The 16,711-nt window shown below is 65.7% G+C and carries 13 protein-coding genes; 6 read left to right on the forward strand and 7 right to left on the reverse strand.

Annotation, left to right across the window (positions count from 1 at the left end; genetic code table 11):
- Positions 1-130 precede the first annotated feature (130 nt).
- Complete coding sequence (locus tag C7411_RS09300) at positions 131-3,301, forward strand: transglycosylase domain-containing protein (protein ID WP_110383515.1); 3,171 nt, start codon at positions 131-133, stop codon at positions 3,299-3,301.
- Positions 3,302-3,376: 75 nt separating this feature from the next.
- Here C7411_RS09300 and C7411_RS09305 read toward each other — a convergent pair whose 3' ends face one another.
- The 3 genes from C7411_RS09305 to C7411_RS09315 form a co-directional block, all read right to left on the reverse strand.
- Positions 3,377-3,925: a glycine zipper family protein gene (locus tag C7411_RS09305; RefSeq protein ID WP_110383516.1), complete on the reverse strand. Its 549-nt coding sequence runs from the start codon at positions 3,923-3,925 to the stop codon at positions 3,377-3,379.
- A 25-nt stretch (positions 3,926-3,950) separates the two neighbouring features.
- Positions 3,951-4,346: a hypothetical protein gene (locus tag C7411_RS09310; protein WP_110383517.1), complete on the reverse strand. Its 396-nt coding sequence runs from the start codon at positions 4,344-4,346 to the stop codon at positions 3,951-3,953.
- A gap of 190 nt (positions 4,347-4,536) precedes the next feature.
- Complete coding sequence (locus C7411_RS09315; protein WP_110383518.1) at positions 4,537-5,262, reverse strand: TetR/AcrR family transcriptional regulator; 726 nt, start codon at positions 5,260-5,262, stop codon at positions 4,537-4,539.
- 193 nt (positions 5,263-5,455) lie between these two features.
- Between C7411_RS09315 and C7411_RS09320 the strand changes: the two genes are divergently transcribed.
- Genes C7411_RS09320 through C7411_RS09335 form a run of 4 tightly spaced genes read left to right on the forward strand, consistent with a single transcriptional unit; the run spans position 5,456 to position 11,120 of the window.
- Positions 5,456-6,637 carry an isovaleryl-CoA dehydrogenase gene (locus C7411_RS09320; protein WP_110383519.1) on the forward strand — a complete coding sequence of 394 codons (1,182 nt, stop codon included), beginning with the start codon at positions 5,456-5,458 and terminating at the stop codon, positions 6,635-6,637.
- A gap of 25 nt (positions 6,638-6,662) precedes the next feature.
- Positions 6,663-8,270 (forward strand): carboxyl transferase domain-containing protein, encoded by a 1,608-nt coding sequence (locus C7411_RS09325; RefSeq protein WP_110383520.1) that lies wholly within the window; start codon positions 6,663-6,665, stop codon positions 8,268-8,270.
- An 18-nt stretch (positions 8,271-8,288) separates the two neighbouring features.
- A complete protein-coding gene (locus C7411_RS09330) occupies positions 8,289-9,077 on the forward strand; it encodes an enoyl-CoA hydratase/isomerase family protein (RefSeq protein WP_110383521.1) in 789 nt (262 codons plus the stop codon).
- Positions 9,078-9,110: 33 nt separating this feature from the next.
- Complete coding sequence (locus C7411_RS09335) at positions 9,111-11,120, forward strand: acetyl/propionyl/methylcrotonyl-CoA carboxylase subunit alpha (protein ID WP_110383522.1); 2,010 nt, start codon at positions 9,111-9,113, stop codon at positions 11,118-11,120.
- 24 nt (positions 11,121-11,144) lie between these two features.
- Here C7411_RS09335 and C7411_RS09340 read toward each other — a convergent pair whose 3' ends face one another.
- Complete coding sequence (locus C7411_RS09340; protein WP_110383523.1) at positions 11,145-11,990, reverse strand: helix-turn-helix transcriptional regulator; 846 nt, start codon at positions 11,988-11,990, stop codon at positions 11,145-11,147.
- 325 nt (positions 11,991-12,315) lie between these two features.
- Between C7411_RS09340 and galU the strand changes: the two genes are divergently transcribed.
- Positions 12,316-13,260 (forward strand): UTP--glucose-1-phosphate uridylyltransferase GalU, encoded by a 945-nt coding sequence (gene galU, locus C7411_RS09345; RefSeq protein ID WP_110383634.1) that lies wholly within the window; start codon positions 12,316-12,318, stop codon positions 13,258-13,260.
- A gap of 49 nt (positions 13,261-13,309) precedes the next feature.
- Here galU and C7411_RS09350 read toward each other — a convergent pair whose 3' ends face one another.
- The 3 genes from C7411_RS09350 to C7411_RS09360 form a co-directional block, all read right to left on the reverse strand.
- Positions 13,310-14,104 carry a CDP-diacylglycerol diphosphatase gene (locus tag C7411_RS09350; RefSeq protein ID WP_110383524.1) on the reverse strand — a complete coding sequence of 265 codons (795 nt, stop codon included), beginning with the start codon at positions 14,102-14,104 and terminating at the stop codon, positions 13,310-13,312.
- 117 nt (positions 14,105-14,221) lie between these two features.
- The gene (iaaH, locus tag C7411_RS09355) at positions 14,222-15,676 is read right to left on the reverse strand and encodes an indoleacetamide hydrolase (RefSeq protein ID WP_110383525.1); all 1,455 of its coding nucleotides are present in this window, start codon (positions 15,674-15,676) and stop codon (positions 14,222-14,224) included.
- A gap of 63 nt (positions 15,677-15,739) precedes the next feature.
- A complete protein-coding gene (locus C7411_RS09360; RefSeq protein WP_165822770.1) occupies positions 15,740-16,660 on the reverse strand; it encodes a ferritin-like domain-containing protein in 921 nt (306 codons plus the stop codon).
- Positions 16,661-16,711 lie beyond the last annotated feature (51 nt).

Below are 16,711 nucleotides of genomic sequence, written 5' to 3' on the forward strand. Positions count from 1 at the left end.
GGGCATCGGTGTTGCGGCAGTGCGACGTGCGTGCGAAGCCCTACATACTGGCGCGCAAGAACCTACGGAGCGAGATAGACTACTTAAGGGGTGCCGTCTGGAAATCTGACGTGACGTCAGGAGAATACGCATGAACCGCCCATCGGTACGCTTTCCTGTTCGCGCCGCTGGCGCCGGCTCACTCTTCAGGTGGGTCAAGTGGGGATTCGTCGTCGCGTTTCTGGCCGCCCTCGTCATCATCGCGCGCATCGTTCAGATCGAAATCGACACGTCGCGCCTGCAGGCGCGCTACCTCTCCGAACTCACGCGCGACATAGGCTTTACGGTCGAGAACGGGCCGAGCCACAGCATCCGCTTTCCCACCACAAACGGGCCGTACGACGTGCGGCTCGGTTATGCGCAACTGCCCACCTTCGAGAACCGGCTTGCGGAACGCGGTTTCGCGATCGCCGCGCAGGCGCGCGATTCAGATCGCATGATCGCCGTGGCCGACCAGGGGCTTTTCCTTCCGTTCGAAGAAAAGGATCAGGCCGGGATCGTGTTGCGCGACGCGTCGGGTGCGACGCTCTTTCATACGCGTTATCCGCAGCGCGCCTACGAGAATTTCGACGCGGTGCCGGCCGTGGTGCGCGACTCGCTGCTTTTCATCGAAGACAAATACCTGCTGGCCCAGGACCAGCCGAACCGCAACCCCGCCATCGACTGGGGGCGCTTTAGCCGCGCGCTCGTCGACCAGGGGGCGCGTCTCGTGAACCGGCATCAGCAAACGCCGGGCGGCAGCACGCTCGCCACGCAGATCGAGAAGTTCAGGCACTCGACGGGCGGCCGCACCTCCACGCCGCCGGAGAAGCTGCGCCAGATCGCGTCCGCTTCGCTGCGCGCGTATCTGGACGGCCCGCAGACCATGCCCGCGCGCCAGCAGATTCTCGTGCACTACCTGAATTCGGTGCCGCTTTCCGCCAAGCCGGGCGTGGGCGAAGTCAACGGTCTGGGCGACGGCCTCGCCGCCTGGTACGGGCGCGACTTCCGCGATGTCAATCGCATCCTGCGCGCGCCGCTTACGCCCGAGACGCTCGATGCGCAGGCGCTGGCGTTCCGTCAGGTGCTCTCGCTGCTGATCGCCCAGCGCGCGCCTTCGTACTTCCTGCAAAAGAACAACGAGGCGCTCGCGAAGCTGACCGACAGCTATATCCGCCTGCTCGGCGCCGGCGGCGTGATTACGCCGGCGCTGCGCGACGCCGCGCTCGCCACGCAGCTCACGCTCGACCGCTCGAAGCCATCGCAGCGCGTGCCGGTTTCATTCGTGGAGCGCAAGGCGGTGCTGACGCTGCGCACCCAGCTCATGCAGGCGCTGGGGCTGAAGACGCTTTACGACCTCGACCGCCTCGATCTCACCGCCACGGCCACGCTCGTCGACAGCGTGCAGCAGGCCGTGAGCGACCGCCTCGCCGACGCCGCCACGAAGGACGGCGCGCGCCAGGCGGGTCTCGTGGGCTTCGAGATGCTGCGCCCCTCCGACGATCCATCGAAGATCGCGTATAGCTTCACGCTGTTCGAGCGCAGCAGCGGCGAGAACCTCGTGCGCGTGCAAACGGACAGCGTGAACCAGCCGTTCGACATCAACTCGGGCGCACGCCTGAATCTGGGGTCGACGGCGAAGCTGCGCACGCTCGTGACGTATCTGCAGATCGTAAGCGCGCTGCACGCGCGCTACTCGGCCGACGACGCGAAGTCGTTGCGCGCGATGCTGCCGCAAGTCGACCCGAGCGACGCGCTCACGCGCTGGGCGATCGACTATCTTTCGAAGACGTCGGACCGCTCGCTGCATGCCATGCTGGAAGCGGCCGTCGAGCGCAAGTACTCGGCCAGCCCGGGCGAGACGTTCTACACCGGCGGCGGCGCGCAGAGCTTCAACAATTTCGAGTCGAGCGACAACGCGCAGATTCTCACCGTGCACCGCGCGTTCCAGCATTCGGTGAATCTGGTGTTCGTGCGGCTCATGCGCGATATCGTCCACTACGAGATGATCCAGACTTCGGGGCCGCCCGCGCAGTGGCTCGACGACCCTGTCACGCGCACGCGCTTTCTCACGCAGTTTGCCGATGGTGAGAGCCAGGTCTACATGAAGCGCTTCTACACGCGCTACGCGGGCAAGAGCAACGACGAAGCGCTGGCGATCCTGCTGCAGCACACGCGCAAGGGTCCGGCGCGCATTGCTACCGTGCTGCGCAGCGTGAAACCCGACGGCAAACTGCCGTGGTTCGATGCACAGATGCGCGCGCAACTCAAGAACACGAAGTTCCAGTGGCTCGACGACGAAGACCTCGCGCGCTACTACGACAAGTACGCCATCGACAAATTCAATCTCAACGACCGCGGCTACATTGCGGGCATTCATCCGCTCGAACTGTGGCTGCTGAATGACTTGCGCGTGCACCCGGATGCGACGCTCGCGCAGGTTCAGCAGGAGAGCCGCGACACGCGCCTTTACACCTACAGCTGGCTCTTCAAGACGAAGTATCACGCTACGCAAAACCGGCGCATTCGCCGCATGATCGAACTGCGCGCGTATGACGCGATCGGCAAGTCATGGCGCGCGGTCGGTTATCCGTTCGACAACATCACGCCTTCTTTTGGCGCGGCGATCGGTGCGTCGGGGGACCGGCCCGCTGCGCTCGCGCAGCTCATCGGCCTGATTTCGAGCAACGGCGAAAAGTTGCCGACGCACAGCTTCGAGTCGCTCGACTTCGCGCGCGGCACGCCGTACGAGACGCACTTCGTTCATGCGTCCACGCCGCCGCAGGCGTTGATTTCGCCCGAAATTTCGCAAGTGGTGCGCGAACTGCTGACGTCGGTGGTGGAGGGCGGTACGGCCAAGCGCCTCGCCGACGGCATGACGCTCCCCGACGGCAAGACGCTGCCCGTGTACGGCAAGACCGGCACCGGCGACCAGCGCTTCAACGTGTACGCCCCGGGTGCGCGGCTCATCGAATCGCGCAAGGTGAACCGGAGCGCGACCTTCGTGTTCGTGATCGGCAACCGCTTCTACGGCACGCTTACGGCATGGGTGCATGAGCCCTATGCGGCGCGCTATACGTTCACGAGTGCGTTGTCCGTGCAACTGCTGAAGTCGCTCGCGCCGGTGTTGCAGCCGCTGCTCGAATCCAGGTCCGCGACGGACCGCGATGCGAAACCCGATCCTGTCCACGCCGCGCAGCAAATGACACTCGTCGACCCGCAATCTGGCGAGATGCGCCGTGTGGTGTGGAACGGCAAGGCGCTCGAATTCGACGAGCACTGATTCGGGTTATTCGGAATCCAGAGCAAAACGCGAGGCCGGCGCAGATGCGTGAGCCTCGCGTTCCTTTTTATGCGGTCAATATGCGCCGGGCGGCGGAGGCGGCGACCCTGGCGGGGGTGGCGGCAAATAGCGAGGTTGCGGCGCTGTCTGGAACGGCTGCTGGGGCGCCTGGAACTGCCGGGGCTGCGACATCGTCATGTTGCCGGGCGCCGGTATGCGGTTGCCGGTGGCGTACATGCATTGCAGATAAGCGTAGTCGTAACGGCGCTGCACGTCCCACGCGGAACCCTGTGCGTTGCCCATGCCGACTGCACTGCCCGCGAGCAGGCCCGCGCCCGCGCCGATGGCCGCGCCCTGGCCGCCGCCAAATGCAGCGCCCGCGGCTGCGCCGAGCGCCGTACCGACCACGGCGCTGCCCACGCCGGCGCCGGTTGCCGCCTGGTTCGCGGTGACGCCGCCAACCTGCTGGAAGGCGAACTGGCGGCAGTTCGCGTCGTCGGCGCGGAACTGATCGAAGGTCTTGCCCGTGCCGGGCAGCGCCATCACGCTCGGCCCCGTGGGCGTCACGGCGCATGCGCTCAGCAGCCCCGCCGTGGCGAGTAGCGCGAGATACGTGTATTTCATGTGCGGCTCGATATTTTCAGGGTGTTCAGTTCGAAGGCGCCGGCTGGGCGGGAACCGCGCGCCAGCCCGACGAACATTGCTTGACATAGGGATAGTAGGTTTTCGACTCGTCGCAGTAATACCAGGTGTCGGCGTTTGACTGCTGGTCGCCCGCTGCATCGCCCGGCGCGGCGTTGACGGGGCCTTGCTGCGGGTCCATGGCGGGGGCGCCAGCCTGCCCCTGCTCGATGTAGTCGGGCGCCTGCGGCGGCGGCGCGACGATGACGGGTGGCGGCGCGTAGTAGTAGGGCACGGGCGCGACCGGATAGTAATACGGCACGCCGGCGCCGAAATACACGCCGACACGCGCCGCCTGCGCTGTACCGCACACGCCGACAAGCGCGGCCGCGGCGGCCCCGAGAAACAGTTTCGACCTTCTCACACACGATCTCCAGAAACGGGCAGGCCGGAGCAACGGCGCGCGCCAGCCAGTTATCGAACGCTAAGACAATGCCGGAACCAATGCAATTACGCGAATTGCAGCGATTTTTCGAGTTGTTACAAGAGGCGCGGGGCTGGCTGGACGCAAAGGGCGTCCGAAGTGCGTACGGCGTACGTACGGGGCGCGCCGGCTAGCGTGCGGCGCGTGCGCGCTCGAGCCGGCGCACGGCTTCGCCCACGTCCTGGCTGAACTGAGCGAGCGCGGCCAGTTCGAGGTTGGGCGGCTGCAGCGCAGACCAGAGTGCGTCCACGAGGCGCTCGGCCGTGGCGTCGATGTCCGTGCGGCGGTTGGCGAGCGTCGCGTCCCACAGCACGTGCTCCATGGGGCCGAATACCAGCGAACGAAGCAGCCGCAGCGGCAGGTCGTTGCGGATCTGTCCGCTTTCCTGGCCGCGCGCGAGCACGCGCATGAGCGGCGCCGTGTAGCGGCGCTGCATTTCCATGAGCGCTTCGCTCAGATCGTGGTGCCGCGTGCGGCCTTCCGAGAGCACCAGTTCGCAGATGCCGGTGCCGCTCTCCAGCATCAACTGCAGATGCATGCGCACGATGAAGGCGAACTGCTGGCGCACGGTGCCCTCGCGCGGCAGGCCGCCTTCGATCGCGGCGATCGATTCGTCATACCAGTCGCCGATCACGCGCGCGCACAGCTCCCGTTTGCCGCGAAAGTAGCTGAACACCGTCGCCTCGGACACGCCGAGGCGCTGGGCGATCTCGGCCGTGGTGGCGCGTGCGTACCCTTTTTCCGAGAACACCTCGCGCCCCGCCTGCAGGATCTCGCGCACGCGCTGCTGCGATTTGCGGCCCGCCGGCTGGCGGCGCGACGCGGGCAGGACGGCTTTGCGGGCAACGGCTTCCATGTTGAGCTTGATTCAATTTGCGTCAAAGTGAAATTCATTATCCATGAAAGAAGCGCGGCTGGACAAGGAGATTTCATCTATATGACAACTTGAGCGTCACTCAGAAATACCTATTGACGTTAACGTAAATCTGGCGTGAAATGTGCGTCCATGGGCGAAGCTACGCCCGGTTCGAGATTCCCTGGAGACACACATGAGCAACGTACCCGGTTTGCAATTCCCGCTTGGCGAAGAAGTCGAAATGCTGCGCGACAGCATCGCCGGCTTCGCGGCGAAGGAAATCGCGCCGCGCGCGGGCGAAATCGACCGCACCGACCAGTTCCCGATGGACCTCTGGCGCAAGTTCGGCGACCTGGGCGTGCTCGGCATGACGGTCTCGGAGGAATACGGCGGCGCGAACATGGGCTACACGGCGCACATGGTCGCGATGGAGGAAATCTCGCGCGCGTCCGCATCGGTGGGCCTTTCGTACGGCGCGCATTCGAACCTGTGCGTGAACCAGATCCACCGCAACGGCAGCGAGGCGCAAAAGCGCAAATATCTGCCGAAGCTCGTTTCCGGCGAGCACGTCGGCGCGCTCGCCATGAGCGAGCCCAACGCCGGCTCGGACGTCGTGAGCATGAAGCTGCGCGCCGAAAAGAAGGGCGACCGCTACGTGCTCAACGGCACGAAGATGTGGATCACCAACGGCCCGGATTGCGACACGCTGGTCGTCTACGCGAAGACCGAGCCTGAAGCGGGTTCGCGCGGCATTACGGCGTTCATCGTCGAGAAGGGCATGAAAGGCTTTTCGGTGGCGCAGAAGCTCGACAAGCTCGGCATGCGCGGTTCGCACACGGGCGAACTGGTGTTCCAGGACGTGGAAGTGCCTGAAGAGAACATCCTCGGCCAACTCAACGGCGGCGTGAAAGTGCTGATGAGCGGCCTCGACTACGAGCGCGCCGTGCTCGCGGGCGGCCCCACCGGCATCATGGCTGCGGTCATGGACGCGGTCGTGCCGTATATCCACGACCGCAAGCAGTTCGGTCAGGCGATCGGCGAATTCCAGCTCATCCAGGGCAAGGTCGCGGACCTCTATACGACCTGCCAGGCGTGCCGCGCCTATCTCTACGCGGTGGGCCGCCAGCTCGATACGCTCGGCAAGGACCACGTGCGCCAGGTGCGCAAGGACTGCGCGGGCGTGATTCTCTACACTGCGGAAAAGGCCACGTGGATGGCCGGCGAGGCTATTCAGATTCTCGGCGGCAATGGCTATATCAACGAGTATCCGGTCGGGCGTCTCTGGCGCGACGCGAAGCTCTACGAAATCGGCGCGGGCACGAGCGAGATTCGCCGCATGTTGATCGGCCGCGAGCTGTTCGCGGAAACGATGTAATCCTGAGCCATTCACGGAGGATGGGATGCCGGTCATCGAATCGAAGCTCAATCCGCGTTCGGAAGACTTCAAGGCCAATAGCGCGGCACTCGAAGCGCTCGTCGCGGACCTGCGCGAGAAGATCCAGAAGCTAACGCTTGGCGGCGGCGAGGCCGCGCGCGACAAGCACCTCTCGCGCGGCAAGCTGCTGCCGCGCGATCGCATCGCGCAGCTGCTCGATCCGGGCACGCCGTTTCTGGAGCTTTCGCAGCTCGCGGCCTACGGCATGTACAACGACGACGCGCCGGGCGCCGGCATCATCACGGGCATTGGCCGCATTGCGGGCCAGGAGTGCGTGATCGTCTGCAATGACGCCACGGTGAAGGGCGGCACGTACTATCCGGTCACGGTGAAGAAGCACGTGCGCGCGCAGGAAATCGCCGGGGAAAACAACCTGCCGTGCGTCTATCTCGTCGATTCGGGCGGCGCGAACCTGCCGAATCAGGACGAAGTGTTTCCGGACCGCGATCACTTCGGCCGCATCTTTTACAACCAGGCGAATCTCTCTGCGCAGGGCATTCCGCAGATCGCGGTGGTGATGGGCTCGTGCACGGCGGGCGGCGCGTACGTTCCGGCCATGAGCGACGAGTCGATCATCGTGAAGAACCAGGGCACGATTTTCCTGGGCGGCCCGCCGCTCGTGAAAGCGGCGACGGGCGAGGAAGTGAGCGCCGAGGACCTGGGCGGCGGCGACGTCCACACGCGCTTGTCCGGCGTGGTCGACCATCTCGCGCAGAACGATGCGCACGCGCTGGCCATTGCGCGTTCGATCGTCGGCAATCTGAACCGCACGAAAACGCCGCCCGTGGCGCTGTGCGAGCCGCTGCCGCCGCGTTTCGACGCGAAAAGCCTTTACGGCGTGATTCCCGTGGATACGCGCAAGCCTTTCGATGTGCGCGAGGTGATCGCCCGCATCGTGGACGATTCGGCGTTCGACGAATTCAAGGCGCGCTACGGCACCACGCTCGTGACCGGCTTCGCGCACATCTGGGGCCACCCGGTCGGCATCGTCGCGAACAACGGCATTCTGTTTTCCGAGTCGGCGCTCAAGGGCACGCATTTCATCGAGCTGTGCTGCCAGCGCAAGATTCCGCTGGTGTTCCTGCAGAACATCACCGGCTTCATGGTGGGCCGCAAGTACGAGAACGAGGGCATCGCGCGCAATGGCGCGAAGATGGTGACGGCAGTGGCCACGGCAAAGGTGCCCAAATTCACGGTCATCATTGGCGGCTCGTTCGGCGCGGGCAACTACGGCATGTGCGGCCGAGCCTATTCGCCGCGCTTCCTGTGGATGTGGCCGAACGCGCGCATTTCGGTGATGGGCGGCGAGCAGGCCGCATCCGTGCTCGCCACGGTGCGCCGCGACGGCATCGAAGCGAAGGGCGGCACGTGGAGCGCCGAAGAAGAAAATGCGTTCAAGCAGCCGATTCGCGATCAATACGAGCTGCAGGGCCATCCGTATTACGCGAGCGCACGCCTGTGGGACGACGGCGTGATCGACCCGGCGCAAACGCGCGACGTGCTCGGCCTGGGCCTTTCCGCCGCGATGAACGCGCCGATCGAAGAGACGCGCTTCGGCGTGTTCCGCATGTGATGCATTGAGGACCGGACAATGCAATACGAAACGCTCACCGTAGAAGTCGCCGGACACGTGGCCACTGTTACGCTCAATCGTCCTGAAGTGCGTAATGCATTCAACGAAGCGATGATCGCGGATGTCACGGCCGCGTTCGCCGCACTGGGCGCGCGCGACGACGTGCGCGCGATCGTGCTCGCCGGCAACGGCAAGGCCTTTTGCGCAGGCGCGGACCTGAACTGGATGCGCAAGATGGCCGGGTACTCCGACGAAGAGAATCGCGCGGACGCTATGCGTCTCGCGCAGATGCTCGCGGCTGTCTACCGCTGCCCGAAGCCGGTTGTCGCACGCGTGCATGGCGACGCCTACGCTGGCGGCATGGGTCTCGTGTGTGCCGCGGACATCGTGGTGGCCGCGGAAACCGCGCACTTCTGCCTTTCCGAAGCGCGCCTCGGTCTCATGCCCGCCACGATCGCACCTTACGTGATTCGCGCGCTGGGCGAGCAGGCTTCGCGCCGCTACTTCGTCACGGCCGAAGCGTTCGACTGCGCCACCGCGCAGCGGCTCGGCCTCGTGAGCGAAGCCGTGAACGCCGAAGCCCTCGACGCCACCGTGCAACGCATCACCGAAACGCTCTGCGCGAACAGCCCGAATGCCGTGCGCGAGTGCAAGCAGCTCGTGCAGGACATCGCGGGCCAGACGATCGACAACGCCTTGATCGAAGACACCGCCGTTCGCATCGCGCGCATTCGCGCGAGCGAGGAGGGGCGCGACGGCGTGTCGTCGTTCCTCGAGAAGCGCACGCCGCGCTGGCGCGATCAATAAGGCAAGAAGCAGGAAACGAAGCGAGGACAGCACATGTTCAACAAGATCCTGATTGCCAACCGCGGCGAAATCGCATGCCGGGTTGCGGCTACGTGCAGGCGGCTCGGCGTGAAGAGCGTGGCCGTGTACTCGGACGCCGACGCGAACGCCAAGCACGTCGCAGCCTGCGACGAAGCCGTGCATATCGGCGCAGCGGCGGCAGCGCAGAGCTATTTGCGCTATGAGCGCATCATCGAAGCCGCGCGTGCCACGGGAGCACAGGCTATCCACCCCGGCTACGGCTTTCTTTCGGAGAACGAAGACTTTGCCCGTGCGTGCGAAGCGGCCGGCATCGTCTTCATCGGGCCGCCGGTCGACGCAATCGCCGCCATGGGCTCGAAAGCGGCCGCGAAGGCGCTGATGCATGCGGCGGCCGTGCCGCTCGTGCCGGGTTACCACGGCGACGACCAGGACCCCGGGTTCCTGCAGCGCGAAGCCGATGCAATGGGCTACCCCGTGCTGCTCAAGGCGAGCGCGGGCGGCGGCGGCAAGGGCATGCGCGTGGTCGAGCGCAGCGCTGACTTCGCGGCGGCGCTCGCTTCGTGCAAGCGCGAGGCGGCCAGCAGCTTTGGCAACGACCGTGTGCTGATCGAGAAGTACCTCACGCGGCCGCGTCACGTCGAAGTCCAGGTGTTCGCCGACAAGCATGGCGGCGCGGTCTACCTGTTCGACCGCGACTGCTCGGTGCAGCGCCGTCACCAGAAAGTGCTCGAAGAAGCGCCCGCGCCGGGCCTCGAAGACGAGGTGCGCCGCGCGATGGGCGAGGCCGCCGTGGCCGCGGCGCGCGCGGTGCATTACGAGGGCGCGGGCACCGTCGAATTCATCATGACGGGCGCCGACTTCTACTTCATGGAGATGAACACGCGCCTGCAGGTCGAGCACCCCGTAACGGAGATGGTCACGGGTCTCGATCTCGTTGAATGGCAGTTGCGCGTGGCGGCAGGCGAGCCGCTGCCGCTCGGGCAGGCGCAGCTTTCGATCACGGGCCACGCACTCGAGGCGCGCATTTACGCGGAAAATCCGGCGCGCGGCTTCCTGCCCTCCACGGGCACGCTCAAGCACTTGCGCATGCCCCAGGGCGTCGAGTTCCGCCTCGGAGACGCGGGCCAGCGCGCGAGCGTGCGCATCGACAGCGGCGTGCGCGAAGGCGACACCATTACGCCGTTCTACGATCCGATGATCGCGAAGCTGATCGTGCATGGCGCCACGCGCGAGGACGCGCTTGCGCGTATGAAGCGTGCGCTCGAAGCGTGCGAGGTGGTGGGGCCGCATACGAACGTCGAATTTCTGCAGCGGCTCGTGACCTGTGGGCCATTCGCAGGCGCCGATCTCGACACGGGCCTGATCGAGCGTAACCATGACGCGTTGTTCTCGCCGCAGCACAAACCGGTTCGCGAAGCGCTCGCGCTCGCGTGTGCGGCGCTGCTCGGCCGTGAGGGCGGCGCGGCGCATGGGGCGTCGCCGTGGCAGGCGCTTTCGCATTGGCGCCTGAATAGCGGCTTCGCGCAATCGCTCTCCTGGCGCGATGTGGCAAGCGATACGGCGTTCACTGTGGCGCATACGCATGACGGCGGCGAGGAAACCCTCGCCTGTGCGGGGCACGTGGGGAGGTACACGTGGTGGCGCGGCGAGGGCGCGGACGAATACGGCGCGACCCTTGGCGAAACGCGCGTGACGGGCCGCGTATTCATCGACGGCGACGTGTTTCATGTGTTCTGCCTCGGCACGGCGATGGCGTTCGAGTGGCAGAACCTGCTCGCGCATGCGGCCGACGCGGAGCACGGCGAGGGCCGTCTGACCGCGCCCATGCCGGGCAAGGTGATCGCGGTGCTGGTCGAGCCGGGCGCCGTGGTTGAGAAGGGCACGCCGCTCATCGTCATGGAGGCGATGAAGATGGAGCACACGATCGGCGCACCTGCAGCGGGTAAGGTCACCGAAGTCCTGTATGGCGTAGGCGATCAGGTGGCCGACGGCGCGCAATTGCTCGTGCTCGAAGCGGCTTGAATCGCGCCTGCGGTTGGGAGACGCTCAGCGTTCCTTCGCATGCGCCGCGAGCAGTTCCCGATGCCGCGCTTCGGTGGCGTCGTCGGCGGGGAACATGCATTCGAGGCGCAATTCCTGTGCGGCAATGTTTTGCGGTGTTCCCACGCTCGTCACCATCGAGAAATAGCGAAGCACCGTGCCGTCGTCGATGAAACTCAGTGGAATGACCGGCATGGTGGGCGTCCCGGCCGAACCGTGGTGCGTTTTCCAGTCGCCTGGCACGCCGGGGTACGCGAGCAATTCGTCGAGCAGCGTGCGTGTTTCGTCGTCGATTACGCGGCCGACCGCTTCGCGGTATACGCGCTGCAGAAGGCTTCGCGAAACGTTCTCCCAGTCCGCGAGGAACGGGCGCATGCCCTGAGGATCGAACATCAGACGCAGCAGGTTGCGCGGGCCAGTGCGCGCGGCCATGTCGACGAAGCGGCCGAAGAAGCGCGGCGCGGCGTCGTTGGTCATCAGCACGTTCCAGTGCCGGTCCATGACGATGGCCGGAAACGGATCGTGCTGGCGAACGACCCGTTCGAGCGCCCGCACGACATGCTGCATTTCCTGCGCGTTCCAGGGCGCTTCCGAATAGACGGGCGCGTAGCCGGCGGCGAGCAGCAGGGCGTTGCGCTCGCGCAGGGGCACGTCCAGCGTCTGTGCAAGGGTCAGCAGCGTGTCGCGGCCCGGCACGCTGCGTCCGCTTTCAATGAAGCTGATTTGCCGCTGGGAAATCCCGGCGTCCAGCGACAAATCGAGCTGACTCACGCCGCGCGCATCCCGCCAATAGCGCAGCAGGGTGCCAAGTTCGCTTTGCGGCGCGTGTGGGTCGGGGCGCATAGGGCTCATCGGTTCTTCCAGGTCGGTGCGGACTCGATCGTATCTCGAGGATAGGCGCCCATGCGCGGCTCGCCAATTACATGCCAGGTAATCGCTCCGAGCCGCGGGCAATGGCATGCCTTGCGTCTGCCGCATGTGGCCCGCGTTCACTCGCGCGCACTTTGCGCAAAAACAGTGCGATGATTGAGCGTGGCTTTTTGGCGGACCTTTCCGGCCGAATACCCGGGAACGTGTCGCCGAATAATTCACCCCATGAAAAGATCCGGGGTCGGATGCAAATCCCGCACCCTTCGCCATGGCCGTACTGCCTCTTTACCAGACAGGTGAGGTCATCATGCTTGGTGTTCGTAAAGCTGTGTTCCCGGTGGCGGGAATCGATACGAGCTTTCTGCCGGCAACGAAGGCGAGCCCAAAGGAAATGCTGCCGGTCATCGACAAACCGCTCATTCAATATGCCGTTGAAGAAGCCATTGGCGCAGGGATTACCGAACTGATCTTCGTGACGGGCCGCGGAAAGCGCGTCATCGAAGATCATTTCGACAAGTCCTACGAGGTCGAACACGTGCTGAGGGCGCGCGGCAGGCAGAATCTCGTCGAGCTCGTGCAGAACATCAAGCCGGCCAATGTCGAGTGCGTCTATGTCCGGCAGGCCGAACCGCTCGGGCTCGGGCATGCCGTGCTTTGCGCGGAAAAGCTGATTGGCGACGAACCGTTTGCGGTCGTGCTCGCGGACGATCTGCTCGACGGCAAGCCTCCGGTTCTGGCACAAATGGTCCATATATTCAGCCATTACGATTCCTCGGTTCTCGCCGTGGAAGAATTCGAATCGTGCGAGTCGACGACTCATGGCGTGATCGACGGCCGGCATTGGGACGAGCGCGTGATCAGTGTGAGCCGCATCATTGAAAAGCCTACGCCCGAACTGGCGCCGTCCAGCTTCGGCGTGGCCGGCCGCTACGTGCTCATGCCGAGCATCTTCGAGCATTTGCGTGCGCTGAAACCCGGTGCGAACGGCGAGATCGAGCTCACGCCCGCCATACATTCCATGCGCGAAGAGGAGCAGGTGCTGGCCTACGAATTCGTTGGCAAGCGCTACGACTGCGGCACCAAGCTCGGCTATGTTCAGGCGACGGTCGACTTCGCCCTGCGGCATGCGGAATTGCAGAAGACCTTCGATGCGTGGCTGCGCGAGCGCATCGGCGCGACTCGACTGGACGCGTGGGCAACGGGTCCGATGCTGAGTCAACCGGCTCCGGGCGCGGCGGGGCTCGCACATTGAAGGAATCTGGCGCGCGGCGGCGCGATTGCGCGTCGCCCGCGACTGCGCGTTACTGCGAAGCGCTCTGCGTTTGCGCGAGGCTGCACGAATGGTCGAGCAGGCCTTCCGCAGTGCCGGTTCCGCCGTCGACATCGAGCCCGCTGTTCACGACGAGCCAGCCATCGCGCCCGGCATCGGGGCCTGCGCCCGTCACGAGTATCGTCTGCACGGCCATGGTCTGTTTCGGGCCGAGGTCGCGCTCGACCACGCGAAACGGATTATGGCTGTCCGAGAGGCTCGTCACGCGCGTGACGCGGTAACGCGAGCCGTCGAGCGTGGTCCAGCGCCACGTGCCCGGCGCGATGTCGTCATACGGCGCGAGCGCTTTCGTGATGTCGGTGCGCATGCAATCGACGTGGATATGCAGTTGATTCTGCGTGCGGCGCTCGGAGGAATTGATCTCGAGGCCAAGCTGATTGCCGGCGAGCGGCGTGCCGAGCTTTGCCTCCACGAAGCGTCCCGCGCCCCATGCGCCTACCCAGTATTCGGGCGCGCCGCCATAGAGAATTTCGGGGCTCTCGATGCCGGCCACGCGGTCGGTGGGAATCACGAGGTACTGCGCGCGCCCTGCGATGTCCTTGAGCACGGCATAGCGCTTCTGGAAGTCGACGGTGGTGCAGGGGCCGGGCTGGCCCTTGTCGCGCATGTTCGGCACGCACTGGCCGCCGACGACTTTCCAGAGACCGTTGGAGTCGACCGCGGAGAGGCGCACACAGGCGCCGGTGGCGGCGAGCGCAACGACTGCCGCCGTGGCTGCGGCAAGCCGGGACATCTGCATGAAAGGGGCAAGGCGCAAGGGTCGCATCGGCACGAAGTATCTGGGTTCATTCGATCAAACGCGCCGCGGTGCGAAGCCAGCCAGCGTCGCGGTGCAGCGCGCAGTGTAGCGCAATGCCCGTGACACATCGGGCGTCCTATGCGCTTAAATTTCCGGCGCAGGCAGCGTCCCGAGAATCGCTTCGAACGCAAGACCGATCGCGAGCAGCCTGCGGTCGCCGCCGGCCGGTCCGTCGAGTTCGAGCCCGACGGGCAAGCGCGCGTCGACAAGACCTGCCGGCAGCGCGAGGCCCGGAATGCCGGCGTTGCTCGCGGGATCGGTGTTGCGCAGATACGCCTCCATCTCGTCGATCGGCGCCGCGCCGTCGATCGACACACGAGACGAACCATTCAGTTCGTCGATCGGCACGGCGGCGAGCCGCGTCGTGGGAAAGAGCAGTGCGTCGAGGCCGCTGGCCGCGAAAGTCTGCGCATAGAGCTGCTGCAGGCGCGGCCGCCACACCGTCATCGCGCCGTGATAGTCGGCGCCGCGCGCGTCGGCGAGCACGGCGTCGTAGGCCGCGCGCACGTCGGGGCTCGCAATGCGCGCGGCGACCTCGGCCACGGTTTGCGCGGGTGCGCGGTTCGCAACGAGCCATGCGGCGAGATCTTCGATGGGCTCGTGCAGCGCGATGGCGTAGCTCACGCGGTCGTTCAGCGCGAGCAACTCGCTCATTTCGACCGGTACGAGCGTGACGCCCGCGGCTTCGAGTTTCGCGAGCGCGGCGCGCGCGACGTCTTCGAGTGCCGCTTCGAGACCTTCCCACAGCGGCGCGGGCAGGCCGATGCGCAGATTCGTCACGGCGGCCGGCGAGAGCGGGCCGTGCCCGGTGATCACGGCGTCGAGCAGCGCGACATCGGCTACCGTGCGCCCCATCGGCCCGACCGTGTCGCGCGTATGGCTGATGGGCACGACGGCCTGCGGGTCGTGATAGCGGCGTTGCGTGCCGCCGTCGCCCACACTCGGGCGCAAGCCGACAATGCCGCACAGCGCGGCGGGAATGCGCGTGGAGCCGCCGGTGTCGGTGCCGAGTCCGGCGGGCACGATGCGCGCCGCAACGGCGGCCGCCGTGCCGCCGGACGAGCCGCCTGGAATTCGTTCGGGATCCCAGGGGTTGCGCACGGGCCCCGCATGCGGCGCGAGATTCGTGCTGGTGATGCCGAATGCCAGCTCGTGCATGTTGGCCTTGCCGAGCAAGATCGCGCCGGCATCGACGAGGCGCTGCACCGAAGGCGCGTGACGCGCGGGCACGAAGCCCTCGAGCGCGGGCGTGGCCGCGGAGGTTTGCAGGCCGCGCGTATTGATGTTGTCCTTCACGACCACGGGCAGCCCGGCGAGCGGCAGACGCGCACGTTCGTTTGCGCCGAGCGCGTCGATGCGCTGCGCGGCCGCGAGCGCGCCTTCCACGTCGAGCACGGTTAGCGCGTTGAGGTTGGAGAGCGCCTGCGCGCGCGCCAGCAGCGTGGCGACATAGTCGGCGGCCTTCAGTTGCCCGGCCTGGATGGCCTCGACGGCTTGCGTTGCGCTCAGTTCCAGTTGCTGGTCGACAGTCCAGGTCATGCAGCGTTCTCCTCGTACGGCGATAGAGCCATGCCAGCAACGCGTGCGTTTTACGTTGTGGCGCTACTTCTTCAAGAGGCGCAGCGCGAAGCGTGCGAGCGTGGGCACGAGCGTCGGCCGCAAGAGGCGCGCATCGTAGCCGCTCATGCGCGCGTCGTTTTCTTCGAGGCAGAGTTCGATCAACTCGCGCGGATCGAGCGAGTCGCCGAGCACCTCGCGGTTCGCGGGCAGGAAGTTCGAATCGCGCGCGTTGCCGTCGGCGTCGATGCCTCGCGCGATCGCGAGCCGCTCCCACACCAGCATGAACCAGATGGCGGCGACGCGCACGGCGTGCCACGGCCTGCGCCACCAGGGCATGTTCTTGCGGTACCACGCGACCCAGTTGACGAAGAAGAGGATGTGGCGCGCCTCTTCCTGGATCACCGGTTCGAAGGTTTCGACGAGATCTGGCGGGAAAAAGCCCGAGCGCTGCGCCGAGCGAAACAGGCCGAACGCGAAGAAGCTGTCGATGCACTCGCTGTAGCCGGTGAACATCCACGCCCATTCCGCCCTTTTGGGCGGCGGGTATGCGGGTTCAGGCGCAAGTTCGATGCCGTAGGCCTGCACGAGATGCGAAAGCACGACCTTGTGGCGCGCTTCCTCGGCGGCGTCCATCTCGATCGCTTTGCGCAGCAGCGGGTCACTGAGGGTTTGCGCGTAAGTCAGCACGCGGATCGAGGCGCGGCCTTCGGTCTGCACCGCGATGTCCCAGATCGGCAGCGACGTGAGGCGGCTGAGCACGTCAGGCTCGAGCTTTGGCCAGTCGAGCACGGCGGGGCGGTACGGATCGTGGGTGTCGAGCAGCATCCGGCAGAACATCTTGCGGTGTTCGTCCGATCCGATCTCGATGGGCCCTGGCGTGCCGTGAGTCCAGTGCCGCAGCGCGGCGTCCTGTTCGGAGATGAAGGCTGCGCCTTCGTCCGGATGCGTCAGGGTGTCGGACATGAGCATCTAGCGTGAAGGGGGTATGACTCCTATTCTGTCACAACGGTAAGG

Source organism: Paraburkholderia silvatlantica (genome assembly GCF_003096715.1).
GTDB lineage: Bacteria > Pseudomonadota > Gammaproteobacteria > Burkholderiales > Burkholderiaceae > Paraburkholderia > Paraburkholderia silvatlantica.